This is a genomic window from Bradyrhizobium sp. USDA 336, assembly GCF_044908355.1.
Taxonomy (GTDB): Bacteria; Pseudomonadota; Alphaproteobacteria; order Rhizobiales; family Xanthobacteraceae; genus Bradyrhizobium; species Bradyrhizobium yuanmingense.
The window spans coordinates 2,367,404-2,379,667 of sequence record NZ_JBIYDC010000002.1; the positions used below are offsets into that span (position 1 = coordinate 2,367,404).

13 protein-coding genes are annotated in these 12,264 nt (G+C 64.8%); 2 read left to right on the plus strand and 11 right to left on the minus strand.

Going from position 1 to position 12,264, the window contains the following annotated elements; all coding sequences use genetic code 11:
• Window positions 1–13: 13 nt before the first annotated feature.
• Window positions 14–337, minus strand: a complete 324-nt coding sequence (locus ABIA45_RS12195) for a hypothetical protein (protein ID WP_128262257.1) — start codon at window positions 335–337, stop codon at window positions 14–16.
• Between the two features lie 190 nt (window positions 338–527).
• On the minus strand, window positions 528–1,301 hold the full coding sequence (locus ABIA45_RS12200; protein WP_157282289.1) for a ferredoxin--NADP reductase: 774 nt from the start codon (window positions 1,299–1,301) through the stop codon (window positions 528–530).
• A 156-nt stretch (window positions 1,302–1,457) separates the two neighbouring features.
• Between ABIA45_RS12200 and ABIA45_RS12205 the strand changes: the two genes are divergently transcribed.
• Window positions 1,458–2,654 carry an amidohydrolase family protein gene (locus tag ABIA45_RS12205; protein WP_157282290.1) on the plus strand — a complete coding sequence of 399 codons (1,197 nt, stop codon included), beginning with the start codon at window positions 1,458–1,460 and terminating at the stop codon, window positions 2,652–2,654.
• 125 nt (window positions 2,655–2,779) lie between these two features.
• Entirely contained in the window at window positions 2,780–3,481 is a 702-nt protein-coding gene (locus ABIA45_RS12210; protein ID WP_404652167.1) for a hypothetical protein, read from the plus strand.
• Window positions 3,482–3,485: 4 nt separating this feature from the next.
• Here ABIA45_RS12210 and ABIA45_RS12215 read toward each other — a convergent pair whose 3' ends face one another.
• From ABIA45_RS12215 to ABIA45_RS12255, 9 genes are all read right to left on the minus strand, one after another.
• Window positions 3,486–3,875: a hypothetical protein gene (locus tag ABIA45_RS12215; protein WP_404546246.1), complete on the minus strand. Its 390-nt coding sequence runs from the start codon at window positions 3,873–3,875 to the stop codon at window positions 3,486–3,488.
• A gap of 162 nt (window positions 3,876–4,037) precedes the next feature.
• Window positions 4,038–4,505, minus strand: coding sequence for a MarR family winged helix-turn-helix transcriptional regulator (locus ABIA45_RS12220; protein ID WP_157282292.1), 468 nt, complete (start codon window positions 4,503–4,505; stop codon window positions 4,038–4,040).
• Window positions 4,506–4,529: 24 nt separating this feature from the next.
• Complete coding sequence (locus ABIA45_RS12225; protein ID WP_036034395.1) at window positions 4,530–5,234, minus strand: ABC transporter ATP-binding protein; 705 nt, start codon at window positions 5,232–5,234, stop codon at window positions 4,530–4,532.
• Entirely contained in the window at window positions 5,231–6,022 is a 792-nt protein-coding gene (locus ABIA45_RS12230) for an ABC transporter ATP-binding protein (protein ID WP_275500159.1), read from the minus strand. The genes ABIA45_RS12225 and ABIA45_RS12230 overlap by 4 nt, the downstream gene beginning before the upstream one ends.
• Window positions 6,019–7,908, minus strand: a complete 1,890-nt coding sequence (locus tag ABIA45_RS12235; protein WP_057028848.1) for an ABC transporter permease — start codon at window positions 7,906–7,908, stop codon at window positions 6,019–6,021. Before ABIA45_RS12235 ends, ABIA45_RS12230 begins: the two co-directional genes overlap by 4 nt.
• 164 nt (window positions 7,909–8,072) lie before the next feature.
• Entirely contained in the window at window positions 8,073–9,275 is a 1,203-nt protein-coding gene (locus ABIA45_RS12240; protein ID WP_275500161.1) for an ABC transporter substrate-binding protein, read from the minus strand.
• A 32-nt stretch (window positions 9,276–9,307) separates the two neighbouring features.
• The gene (locus tag ABIA45_RS12245; protein ID WP_404652170.1) at window positions 9,308–9,892 is read right to left on the minus strand and encodes an amino acid synthesis family protein; all 585 of its coding nucleotides are present in this window, start codon (window positions 9,890–9,892) and stop codon (window positions 9,308–9,310) included.
• 15 nt (window positions 9,893–9,907) lie between these two features.
• Window positions 9,908–10,804: a UPF0280 family protein gene (locus ABIA45_RS12250; RefSeq protein ID WP_404652171.1), complete on the minus strand. Its 897-nt coding sequence runs from the start codon at window positions 10,802–10,804 to the stop codon at window positions 9,908–9,910.
• Window positions 10,801–12,258 carry a 6-hydroxynicotinate reductase gene (locus ABIA45_RS12255; protein ID WP_404655658.1) on the minus strand — a complete coding sequence of 486 codons (1,458 nt, stop codon included), beginning with the start codon at window positions 12,256–12,258 and terminating at the stop codon, window positions 10,801–10,803. Before ABIA45_RS12255 ends, ABIA45_RS12250 begins: the two co-directional genes overlap by 4 nt.
• Window positions 12,259–12,264: the final 6 nt, after the last annotated feature.

Sequence of the window (12,264 nt, forward strand, 5' to 3'; positions counted from 1 at the left end):
TGGCGAGCCGCGGCTATCCGCGCCCGGAGGAGCGCTGGCCGGTCTTGCGCTGCTGTTGGGTGTAGGCGTCCCAATGGCTCCAGCTGCCATTGCTGAGGCTATGCAGGTCCGTTGCAAGTGGACGGCGCGTACGTTTGTCGTGATCGGCGATCGCGCGCTCCGACTGCGCGATCTTGCGTTTGAGTTCCGCGATCGTCTTCTGCGTCTGGCCGTTACGCTTCGAGGTGGCGATCTCGCCCATCGTGAAGCGCGCGGTCTCCAGCGCCTTCAGCTCGGCGCGGTTTTTCTTCAATTGAACCCGGTGCCAGGCGATGTTGCTGTCGCTGTCCGCAACCATGTGGGAACTCCGCTGATTCGGTCCCACATAGTATCGTGCGCCGAATCGGCGCCGCAACGCCCCGGCGGTGGCGAAAATGCGATCTTCTCGCGCAGAAATTCCGGATCTGGAGCCCCGCAACGGGGTTCTAGATTCTTATTTGGGCGCGTTTTCTTGGCGCGAACCGGTATCCACTTCGCTCAGAAACGCTTCAGCGCTCGGCGAACGCCTTCTCGACCACGAACTGGGCCGGCTCGCCGTGATTGCCCTCGACGAAGCCGCGCTCGCCCAAGAGGACGCGGGTGTCCGCCACCAGCGCCGGGCTGCCGCAGATCATGACGCGGTCGTGGGCGGCTTCCAGCACCGGCAGGCCGATATCGGCGAAGAGCTTGCCTGAGGTGATGAGGTCGGTGATGCGGCCGCGGTTGCGGAAGGGATCGCGCGTCACGGTCGGGTAGTAGATCAGCTGGTTCTGGATGTACTCGCCGAGCAATTCGTCCTTCGGCAGATGCTCGGTGATCATCTCGCCATAGGCGAGTTCCTTGACTTGCCGGCAGCCGTGCAGCAGCACCACCTTCTCGAACCGCTCATAGGTCTCGGGATCCTTGATCACGCTTAGGAACGGCGCAAGGCCCGTGCCCGTGCCGATGAGGTAGAGGTTGCGCCCCTCTTCGAGATTGTCGATCACCAGCGTGCCAGTGGCCTTGCGACTGACGATGATTTCGTCGCCTTCCTTCAAGTGCTGGAGGCGCGAAGTCAGCGGTCCATCAGGCACCTTGATCGAGAAGAACTCCAGCGTGTCCTCGTAATTGGCGCTGGCGACGCTGTAGGCCCGCAGCAGCGGCTTCTCGCCCACCTTGAGCCCGATCATGGTGAATTCGCCGTTACGGAAGCGGAAGGTCGGGCTGCGGGTGGTCTTGAAGGAGAACAGCGTGTCCGTCCAGTGGTGGACGCTCAAAACGCTTTCCTGATTGAAATTGCTCATCTCACCTTCCCTGTCGCGTCGATTGCGGTTCCGAGGCCGGCAGCTATGCGTCGTTTGTACACGATCATTCGTATACTAATGAATAATCCGGCTTGATCCCGCGGTCAAGGCTGCCCAAGATCGGAAGCGTTGCAGTTAGGAATAAGGAGCCCTTCCATGGCGCATGACGCACCCCAGGCCACCGGACCCTCGAAGCTGGTGATCCGCAATATCGGCCTGATCCTGTCCGGCGCTTTGGAAAAGCCGATTCTGGACGGCGACACCATCGTCGCCGAGAACGGCAAGATCAGCGCGATCGGCCGCTTCAAGGACGTCAACACCGAAGGCGCCACCACCATCGTCGACGCCAACGGCACCACAGTGGCGCCGGGCCTGATCGACAGCCACGTCCACCCTGTCGCCGGCGACTGGACGCCGCGGCAGAACCAGATCAACTGGATCGACAGCTATCTGCACGGCGGCGTCACCACCATGATCTCCGCCGGCGAGGTGCACATGCCCGGCCGTCCCCGCGACGTCGTCGGCCTCAAGGCCATGGCCGTGTTCGCCCAGCGCGCATTCTGGACCTTGCGCCCCGGCGGCGTGAAGGTTCACGCCGGCGCGCCGGTGATCGAATGCGAGATGGTGGAAGAAGACTTCAAGGAGATGGCCGCCAACGGCGTCAAGCTGCTCGGCGAGGTCGGCCTCGGCGGCGTCAAGGACGGCCCGACCGCGCGGAAAATGGTCGGCTGGGCGCGCAAATACGGCATCCAGAGCACCATCCACACCGGCGGCCCGTCGATCCCCGGCTCCGGCCTGATCGACAAGGACGTGGTGCTGGAGGCCGACACCGACGTGGTCGGCCACATCAACGGCGGCCACACCGCCCTGCCCGACGACCAGATCCGCTGCATCTGCGAGGGCTGCAAGCGCGGCCTCGAGCTCGTGCACAACGGCAATGAGCGCTCGGCCCTGTTCACGCTGCGCACCGCGCGCGAGATGGGCGACCTGCACCGCGTCATCCTCGGCACCGACGCGCCCGCCGGCTCCGGCGTGCAGCCGCTCGGCATTCTGCGCATGGTCTCGATGCTGTCTTCGCTCGGCGAGTTGCCGGCCGAGATCGCGTTCTGCCTTGCCACCGGCAACACCGCCCGGATGCGCCAGCTCGACTGCGGCCTGATCGAGGTCGGCCGCTCCGCCGACTTCGTCATCATGGACAAGGCCCAGCACTCGCCTGGCAAGAACATCCTGGAGAGCGTCCAACTCGGTGACCTGCCCGGCATCGGCATGACCATCATCGATGGCATCGTCCGCACCCAGCGCAGCCGCAACACGCCGCCGGCCGGCAAGGTGCCGGAGGTGGTGGCGAAGTGATGCAGCCGGAGCGGCCCGCCGCTCCGCATTGTCCCTCGAAGGCATTGAACAAGTCGCAAGCCTGTTGCGTCTAACGCGGGCAGCCCTCGGCGGCGGCAGTTCATTGTTCGACCATCGAGGCAGACATGAAGGACCAATCACGGATAGCCGTGGGCGTCGCTGGCGCGGTGGCGGGCTATATCGCGATCTTTGTGCTGTTTTCTCTGCTCGATTTCGGCAACCGTGCGGACCCGATCACATCGGGTCTGCTGGGACTGTTCGTCTACTCACCCACGGGCGCAATCGCCGGCGCGGTCCTCGCCAATTGGCTCGTGACGCGTCCAGGCAAAGATTCAGGGCAGGACGCAGGCATCGGCGGCGTCGCGCGGAACAGCTTGAAGTCGCTCGGCATCGTCGCCCTGCTCTGCACCGCCGGCCTCGGCGCCTACATTGCGTACGCATACGCGACCGCAACGCCCTGGCTCAACCGCAACGGCGCCAATCCCCTGCTCGTGTTCGAGGTGCGCTTTCCGGCAGGGGTTACAGTGCCGACATCGGCGCAGGGCATCACCATCGAATTGCAAACCGACATCAACACCATGCCGGGCGAAGTCAGTCCGGCCGCATTCTATCGCGACGGCGACCAAGCCGTTATCGCCGGCGAAGTCGAGCTGGCGTTTCGAACCTCGCACCGACAGCTCGCCATCAACATCCAGGGCCAGCCGAGCCGGATCTATCCGATCGATTTGACGGCCCGGGCGCCGCATACGCCGGAATTCGGAACGTGGCGGCGGCTTGGTGACGGCAGCGAAATCCGCTACCGCGCCAAATGGCCGGGAAAGACGTAAGAGATCAGCGCTTCTTCGCAATCTCACAGCGCACATAGGTCTGGCGCTTGGCCCGCCCAACCGGTCCGTTGTCCATCACCAGCCTGCCATCCGTAGCGATGGAGACGCGAGGATTGGAGCGAAATTTTTCGCCCTCGCCTTCACAGGCCAGCTTCATTTTCCAGCCGAGCCTTCCGTCGGCCGTGATCTCGCTGGCGCGGCACCGCGTCTCGTACCAGTAGAGGCGATTGCCGCCCTCGATGCTCATGCGGTTGGGACTGTCCTCATCGCGACAGTCCTTTTTGGTCGAAGCCCAGAAGCCTTCGTAAGGCTGCGCCGCCAAGGCGGGAACGCATTGGCCGGCGAGCACGACACCAAGACTCAAGACAACCGCAAAGCGCGTCGCAACTCTCATGACCAGAACCTCGATAAACCCTTCATCGAGGTTAGTCGCCAGTTCCGGCATCTTGTTCAACTGCCGTAGGGTGGGCAAAAGGCGCGAAGTGCCGTGCCCACGATTTTTGCGACTCGAGAAAGGATGGCGGGCACGCTTCGCTTTGCCCGCCCTACGAAACCTTCACCTGAGCTTGTTCAGCAGCATCATCAGCGTCTCGCGCTCTTTCGCCTCGAGCGGCGCCAGCGTCTCGCGGGTGATCGCCAGCGCGTTCGGCGCGAGTTTTTCGGCAAGCTGCTGTCCGGCGCGGGTCAAGCTCACCAGCAGGCGGCGGCCGTCCTCGGGATCCTGGCTCGTCTCGGTGAGGCCGCGCGCGGTGAGACGATCGATCACGCCCTTGATGGTCGCGACGTCCATCGCCGTCAGGCGCCCGAGCTGGTTCTGCGAGCACGGGCCGGTCTCGGCCAGTTTCGACAGCGCCGCCCATTGCGTCGGCGTCAGGTTGGTGCCGATGTCGCGGGCGAAGATCGAGCTGTGGCGCTGCCAGACCTGGCGCAGGATGAAGCCGACCTGTTCGTCGAGCACGTAAGGCGGCTTGTTAAGCGCTTTGGCCGGTTTGACGCTCTTCTTTGCCGCGACGCTTCTCGCCATCCGTCTCCCGCCCTTCCCCTTGCCTCACAACGACAGATGCGCGTCGCGGATATCCGGGCGCGCGTCGAGCTCGGCCATGGTGCCGCCGAAGCAGATGCGGCCGCGCTCGATGATGTAGGCGCGATCCGAAATCAGCCGCGCGAAATGCAGATTCTGCTCGGAGACGACGATGCTGACGCCTTCCTTCTTCATGGTCAGGATGGCATCAACCATCTGCTCCACGATCTTCGGCGACAGGCCCTCCGACGGCTCGTCCAGCAGCACCAGCGAGGGATTGCCCATCAGCGTGCGCGCGATGGTGAGCATCTGTTGCTCGCCGCCGCTCATTCGTCCGCCCGGGCGGTTCTTCATTTCGCCCAGGTTTGGAAACAGCGCGAACAGCTTTTCGCGCGTCCAGTGCGGCGCGTTCGGACGCTTCGGCTGGCGGCCGACTTCGAGGTTTTCCTCGACGGTCAGGTCCGTGAAGATGCGCCGCTCCTCCGGCACGTAGCCGAGACCACCGCGCACGATCTCGTGCGTCGGCTTCGACGAGACGTCCTTGCCCTCGAACGTGATGCGGCCGGAGCGCTGCGCGACGAGGCCGACGATCGAGCGGAACGTCGTCGACTTGCCGGCGCCGTTGCGTCCCAGGAGTGCCACGACCTCGCCCTCGCCGACCTCGAAGCCGATGTCGAACAGGATATGCGCCGGACCATAATGGCTGTTGAGGTCCTGCACCGTGAGCTTCATGTGGAGGCTCCCTCGCGGTGGCGGGAATCGTAGACTAGGCCCTCGCCGAGATAGACCGCCTGCACCTGGGGATTGCCGCGCACTTCCGCCGGCGAGCCCTCCGCGATCAACGTCCCGCGGTTGAGCACGAGGATGCGGTCGGCATGCTCGAACACCACGTCCATGTCGTGCTCGGTGAAGAGCACGCCGATGGATTTTTCCCGGGCAATGCGCGCGGTCAGCCGCATCAATTCGACGCGCTCCCGCGGTGCCATTCCGGCCGTCGGCTCGTCCATCAGCAGCAGCTTGGGCTGGTTGGCGAGCGCAACCGCAAGCTCGAGCCGCTTGAGATCGCCATAGGCAAGCTCGCCGCAGGGCCGGTCCGCATAGCCGCCCATGCCGACCAGCTCGAGCAGGCGGCCGGCCTCGGCGCGGTCGAACTTCGGCGCCGAGCCGAATAGGTTGAACAGCTGCTTGCCGTGCGAGATCAGCGCAACCTGCACGTTCTCGCGCACGGTCATGGTGGCGAAGGTCGCGGTGATCTGGAATGTGCGTCCGACCCCGAGCCGCCAGACCTCACGCGGCTTCCGGCCCGTAATTTCCTCGCCGAGGAGGCGAACGTGCCCGCTGTCAGGCATGTTCTGGCCGTTGAGCATGTCGAAGCAGGTGCTCTTTCCCGCGCCGTTCGGCCCGATCAGCGCCAGGATCTCGCCGGCCCGCAGCGAGAACGAGACGCCGCGCACGGCATGGATGCCGCCATAGGATTTGGTCAGGCCTTCGACCGCGAGAAGTGGAGGTGCGACGCTCATTCGGCAGACTCGATCGGCTTGGCAAGCAAAGGTGATCCCGGCGGCGATGCTTTCTTGCGGCGCTGCGCCAGCATCTCCAGCGTGCCGACGATGCCCTTGGGGAAGACGACGACGATCAGCATGATGAAGCCGCCGAGCACGAGCTTCGACAGATCGGTCTGGCTCACCAGCCAGATGTTCAAAGCCTTGTAGACGATGGCGCCGATCACCGCGCCCGAGACCGTCTCGACGCCGCCGAGCAGCACCATGACCAGCGCGTCGACCGAGAGCGAAATGCCGAGATTGTCGGGGAAGACGCTGCCCTTCAGGTAGGCGAACAAGGCGCCGCCGATGCCGGCGGTCGTGCCGGCGATCACGAAGGCGGTCCACTGGATGCGCTTGGCATCGATGCCGATGGCTTCACTGCGCAGAACCGAGTCGCGCGTGGCACGAAGCGCGTAGCCGAACGGCGAGAACACCATGGCCCGCAGCGCGACGGTCACCAGCGCCGCGACGCCGAGCGAAAGCCAATAGAAGCGCGACGGACTTGCCGCCCAGCTCGATGGCCAGAGGCCGAGAATGCCGTTGTCGCCGCCGGTCACGTCCACCCACTGGAACGCGATCGACCAGACGATCTGCGCGAAGGCGAGCGTCAGCATCGCGAAATAGACGCCGGAGAGCTGCACCGCGAAGAAGCCGAACACGGCCGCACCCATGCAGCCGAGCAGCGGCCCGAGCAGCAGGCAGACGATCATCGGCAGTCCCGCCATCTTGGCGAGGAAGGCGATGCCATAGGCGCCGAGCCCGAAATAGGCGGCGTGCCCGAACGATGCGAGGCCGCCGACCGACATCAGGAAGTGCAGGCTGACGGCGAAGATCACGAAGATCGCGATCTCCGAGCCCACGGTCAGCAGATAATTGCCGGCGAACAGCGGCAGCATCGCTGCGACGATCAGCGCCGCAAGCGCCATCAGCCGCTCGTTCGACGTCAGCGGACGCCAGGGATTGACGGTGAGGCCCGGCGTCTTGCGCGCGGCCGCCTCCGGCTTGCCGAACAGGCCCCAGGGACGCACGATCAGCACCACCGCCATCACCAGGAAGACCAGGATGATGGAGATCTTCGGGAAGATCAGAATGCCGAAGGCATTCAGCTCGGAGACCAGCACCGCCGCGACGAAAGCGCCGACGATGCTGCCGAGGCCGCCGATCACGACCACGACGAAGACCTCGACGATGATCCGCAGATCCATCGCGTGGTGCACGGCATCGCGCGGGATCTGGAGCGCGCCGCCGAGCGCTGCGAGGAAGACGCCGACGGCGAACACGCTCGTGAACAGCCACTTTTGGTTGACGCCGAGCGCAGCCACCATGTCGCGGTCCTGCGTCGCCGCGCGCACCAAGACGCCCCAGCGCGTGCGCTGGAACAGCAGCCAGAGAATGCCGAGCACGACGGGACCAAGGACGATCAGGAACAGATCGTAGCTCGGAATGTTCTGGCCGAAAAAGTCGATCGCGCCCCTGAAGCCCGGTGCGCGGCGGCCGACGAGATCGTCGGGCCCCCAGATCAGCACGACGAGATCCTCGACCATCAAGGTCAGGCCGAACGTCGCGAGCAGCTGAAACAGCTCGGGCGCATGATAGATGCGCCGGAGCAGCACCATCTCGACGATGACGCCGATCAGCGCCACCGCGAAAGCTGCCAGCACGATGCCGCCCCAGAAGCCGAACGCGCCGGACAGGCGCTCGGTCAACGTGAAGGCGATGTAGGCGCCGATCATGTAGAAGGCGCCATGCGCGAAATTCACGATCCGGGTCACGCCGAAGATGATCGACAGGCCCGAGGCCACCAGGAACAGCGACGCTGCGCTGGCGAGACCGGTCAGAAACTGTACGACGTAAAAGGCCATCTTCGGTCCGGGTTAGGTTTGAAGTCACCTCTCCCCGCTCTTGCGGGGAGAGGTCGAATTGCGGAGCAATTCGGGTGAGGGGCTCTCTCCACCAGCGCGGGGCGTGGAGAGAGCCCCTCACCCCAGCCCTCTCCCCGCGAAGAGCGGGGCGAGGGAGAAAGAACTCAATCCTTCGGCCGCAGCTTCGCGACTTCGGCATCGCTCGGCAGATAGTCCGCGCCCTTCTTGTAGGACGAGTCCACCATCACGCCCTTGCCGTCCTTCAGCGCGGTCTTGCCGACGAAGGCCCCGAGCGTCGACTGGTGGTCGATCTTGCGGAAGGTGATCTCGCCGAACGGCGATGGCATCGTCAGCCCCTCCGCCGCGGCAATCAGCTTCTCCGGATCGGTCGAGCCCGCCTTGGCAAGGATCGCCGCTGCCGCCTTGATCGTCTGGTAACCGACGATCGAGCCGAGGCGCGGATAGTCGTTGTACTTCGCCTGATACGCCTTCAGGAACGCATCATGCTCGGGCGTCTTGATCGAGTACCAGGGATAGCCGGTGACGATCCAGCCCTCCGGCGTCTCGTCCTTGAGCGGGTCGAGATATTCGGGCTCGCCGGTGAGGAAGGAGACGACCTCGCGCCCCTTGAACAGGCCGCGGGTGTTGCCTTCGCGCACGAGCTTGACGAGATCGGCGCCGAACGTGACGTTGAGGATCGCTTCCGGGTTGGCGGCGGCAACCGCCTGCACCACCGGGCCGGCGTCGATCTTGCCTTGCGGCGGCCATTGCTCGTCGACCCACTGGATGTCGGGGCGCTTCTCCGACATCAGCTTCTTGAACACCGCGACCGCCGACTGGCCATATTCGTAGTTCGGCGCGATCGTCGCCCAGCGTTTCGCCGGCAGCTTGCTGGCAGCTTCCACCAGCATCGCCGCCTGCATGTAGTTGGAGGGACGCAGGCGGAACGTGTACTTGTTGCCCTTGGACCAGGTGATGGCGTCCGTGAGCGGCTCGGCCGCGAGGAAGAACACCTTCTTCTGGTTGGCGAAATCAGAGACCGCGAGACCGATGTTCGACAGGAAAGTGCCGGCGAGCATCGCGACGCCCTCGCTCGAGACGAGCTCGTTGGCCGCTGTCTGCGCGTCCGCAGGCTTGCCGCCGTCGTCTTTGGAGATGACGACGAGCTTCTTGCCGTTGATGCCGCCGGCCGCGTTGACTTCCTCGACCGCAAGCTGCCAGCCCTTGCGATAGGGCTCGGTGAAGGCCGGCAGCAGCGAATAGCTGTTGATCTCGCCGATCTTGATGTCCTGCGCCAGGGCCGAATGAGCCATGCCGCCTGCCAGAAGCGCGAAGGCCGCGCCGACGATAGTATTTCTTGCTCGCATCCCAACCTCCAGTTTGAACTCGCCTACGACTTCTATCTCAGACCGTCTTCGCCCTTGATCTCCGCGACCGTCAGCCCGCCGACGCGCGGCAGCGGACGGCCGCTGTCGGTGACGGCGACCGCGACCATGATCTCGTTGGCACGCGGCGCGTCGTTGATCTGCACTTCCATGCCGTCGAAATGACTGCGCACGAAGGCCGCGTCCTTGTGCCCGAGCGGAATGTCCAGCGTCGTGCCCGGACCGCTGCGCTTCTTCGAGGAGGGAATCAGCGCCGCGCCTTTGCCCAGAACTTTACGCACCGGCGCGCCCATCTTGGGGTGGAGGATTGCGGCGGCGTGCTCCAGCTCGCCGTTCTCGCCGACGGCCGCGGCCTTGCCGTAGCTGTGTGCCTTGGCAGCATCGATACCGAGCGCCGCCACCGCGCGCTTCGACAGGAGCTCGCCCAGCTCCTCGCCGATCGCGATCAGCGGCGAAAGATCCTCGACATATTTTCCGGCGAAAGGATTCTCGATCACGGCGATCGCGGCGGCACGCCGGGTCGGCGGCGACACCTGGCGTCCCATCTCCATCTGCGTCTCTTCGACGACGGTGACGATCTTGCGGATGATCGCGCTCATGTTTCGCTTCCCTGTTCAGGCATGGACCGCGTTCTCCAGCACACGCGGGCGCGATCGTTGCTCTTCTATATCCTTTGTTCCGATGACAAGCATATCACCACAAAGCCGCAGCACGGCACCTTCGATCAGTCCGCGACCGAACAATTGCCGTGCACATTCCGCGCCAGATTCAAGCGCGGCGGCGATCTCATCGTGAGACAGCTCGCCGACACCGCGCGTCACGAGGCGCGCGCCCAGATCGCTGTCGGGCTGAACCTCGTTCGCAGGCTGTCGGATGATTGCGGGATGCCCGGGCAGATCGACGGCATTGGCGATCACGGTCGCGGCCGCATCGGCCTGCGAAGCGGTTGCGGCCAGCACGGTCACGGCATCGGCGATCCCGAGCGAAAAGCTGCGGCCGTGCCGACCGCTGGTCGCGACGCCCCGCACCGGATCGTCCGCATCGATCCGCATCCTCCGCATCACGCCGTCGTGGTCGGGACGATCCATCAGGCCGACCGAAAAATGCTCACCCTTGCCGAGATGCAGCGCGATGTCGCCGCCATTGTTGACGTAAATCCGATCGAGCGGTGCAGCGCGCAGCATCGCGGCCAGAATCTCCTCTGCGACGCTGCCGGCAACGGCCGCCATCGGCGTGATGAAGCAATCGGCGGCATAAGGCGCGACAGCAGCGTGCATGCGGCGGGCGACAACGCCCTTCAGCGAGGTCTTCTCCTCGACCGCCGTACGCAGCCCTGGCAATTCCGCGCAAAGCTCGTCGAGCAATCCGGTGAACCGCAGCGCCGCAGCCTCATAGGCGGCCCGCACCGCATCCGTACGTCCCCTCGCCTCCACGATCAGATCGATCGGTCCATCCTGCAAATGCAGCCGCCGGCCATCTGACAGCAATGCGATTTGCGGGAGCCTAGTCATGTGCGGAGCCCCGGAATCGGGTTCTGCCAGGGCAATTGGCGGACATCGTCGCCGCTCTGCACCTCGGAGAGCGGCTTCACATAATCCATGTGGCCACCGAGTGCGGCATAGTCGGACAGCTTCATGGTGAATTCGATCGGCGCGACCAGGGCCGGCGTCGGCACATAGCCGAACGCGCCTGACGGCATCTGCGTCACGTCGACCATGTAGGTGATGCCGCCGCCGGGCCAGACATAGACCGGCGCACCGCCGCTGGTAACACGCGTCAGCGCATCCTTGACAGAGCGGGTCAAACGCACGGGATTGTCGGTGACGCCAGCGCGCAAGGAGCCGCCCGCTCCCGCCATGAACAACACCGTGCACAAGGCGGGCTCGCAATTTTCCTGGATGCGCTCGACCGAAAACTTCAAATCGGCCGGCATCTCGGTCTCGACCGGCTTCAAGGCCTCATCGAGCACGTAATAGGACGAATGCTCGCCGGTGGTGGAGACCATCAGCATGGTCAGGCCGGGCTTGGCTTCCTTGGCATCGAACGGGCCGAGGATCGCCAGCGGATCGGAGATGTTGGTGCCGCCCCAGCCCGTGCCGGGATCGGCGACCTGGAAATAGCGGCCCGGCGTCGAGCGCCGCCCCTTCATCTTGATGCCGGTGTCGGCGATGTCGAGCAGCTTGCCCGCTTGATGCTCGCTGAGCACGCCGGTGATGTGGTCGTCGACCACGACGACCTCGTCGACCTTGCCGTGCCATTGCTTGGCGAACATGCCGATCGTCGCCGAGCCGCAGCCGACGCGCATGCGCTCTTCCTTCACGCCGTTGACGATCGGCGGTTGGCCGGCCTGCACCACCACGGTGGCGCCGCCGTCGATGGTGAGCTCGACCGCCTTGCAATTGGCGAGGTCCATGAGCGTGTCGCAGGTGACGCGCCCCTCCTTCTTGGAGCCGCCGGTGAGATGATGCACGCCGCCGAGCGAGAGCATCTGCGAGCCGTATTCGCTGGTCGTGACGTGGCCGACCGCCTCGCCCTGCGCGCGCACGGTCGCGGTCTCCGGGCCGAGATAGCGGTCGGTGTCGATCTTCACCTTGATGCCGCAATAGGAGAAGATGCCTTCGGTGACGACGGTCACCATGTCGACGCCGTCGACCTCCGCAGAGACGATGAACGGCGCCGGCTTGTAGTCGGGATAGGTCGTGCCTGCCCCGATCGCCGTCACGAAAGTCGAGGGCTCATGGACGATCTTGCCGTCCCAGTCCTCGGTGCGGCTGAACGGGACGAGCTTGCCGCCATGAGAGACGGTGCGCTCCAGGATGACGTGCGGATCGACGCGGACCAGCTTGCCGTCGTGATTGGCATAGCGATCGCAGGCCCCCGCCGCGCCCGGCTTGATGTAGCACATCACCGGACAAGCATCGCAGCGGATCTTGTCGATGACGGCGCTCGTCGTTTCTGTCACCATGTCGGA

Bases quoted from the DNA above. Each gene is read 5' to 3' on its own strand.
- ABIA45_RS12215 (WP_404546246.1), bottom strand. From the start codon at position 3,875: ATGAGAGTTGCGACGCGCTTTGCGGTTGTCTTGAGTCTTGGTGTCGTG.
- ABIA45_RS12225 (WP_036034395.1), bottom strand. From the start codon at position 5,234: ATGAAGCTCACGGTGCAGGACCTCAACAGCCATTATGGTCCGGCGCAT.
- ABIA45_RS12240 (WP_275500161.1), bottom strand. From the start codon at position 9,275: ATGCGAGCAAGAAATACTATCGTCGGCGCGGCCTTCGCGCTTCTGGCA.
- ABIA45_RS12250 (WP_404652171.1), bottom strand. From the start codon at position 10,804: ATGACTAGGCTCCCGCAAATCGCATTGCTGTCAGATGGCCGGCGGCTG.
- ABIA45_RS12205 (WP_157282290.1), top strand. From the start codon at position 1,458: ATGGCGCATGACGCACCCCAGGCCACCGGACCCTCGAAGCTGGTGATC.
- ABIA45_RS12210 (WP_404652167.1), top strand. From the start codon at position 2,780: ATGAAGGACCAATCACGGATAGCCGTGGGCGTCGCTGGCGCGGTGGCG.
- ABIA45_RS12195 (WP_128262257.1), bottom strand. From the start codon at position 337: ATGGTTGCGGACAGCGACAGCAACATCGCCTGGCACCGGGTTCAATTG.
- ABIA45_RS12235 (WP_057028848.1), bottom strand. From the start codon at position 7,908: ATGGCCTTTTACGTCGTACAGTTTCTGACCGGTCTCGCCAGCGCAGCG.
- ABIA45_RS12220 (WP_157282292.1), bottom strand. From the start codon at position 4,505: ATGGCGAGAAGCGTCGCGGCAAAGAAGAGCGTCAAACCGGCCAAAGCG.
- ABIA45_RS12230 (WP_275500159.1), bottom strand. From the start codon at position 6,022: ATGAGCGTCGCACCTCCACTTCTCGCGGTCGAAGGCCTGACCAAATCC.
- ABIA45_RS12245 (WP_404652170.1), bottom strand. From the start codon at position 9,892: ATGAGCGCGATCATCCGCAAGATCGTCACCGTCGTCGAAGAGACGCAG.
- ABIA45_RS12255 (WP_404655658.1), bottom strand. From the start codon at position 12,258: ATGGTGACAGAAACGACGAGCGCCGTCATCGACAAGATCCGCTGCGAT.
- ABIA45_RS12200 (WP_157282289.1), bottom strand. From the start codon at position 1,301: ATGAGCAATTTCAATCAGGAAAGCGTTTTGAGCGTCCACCACTGGACG.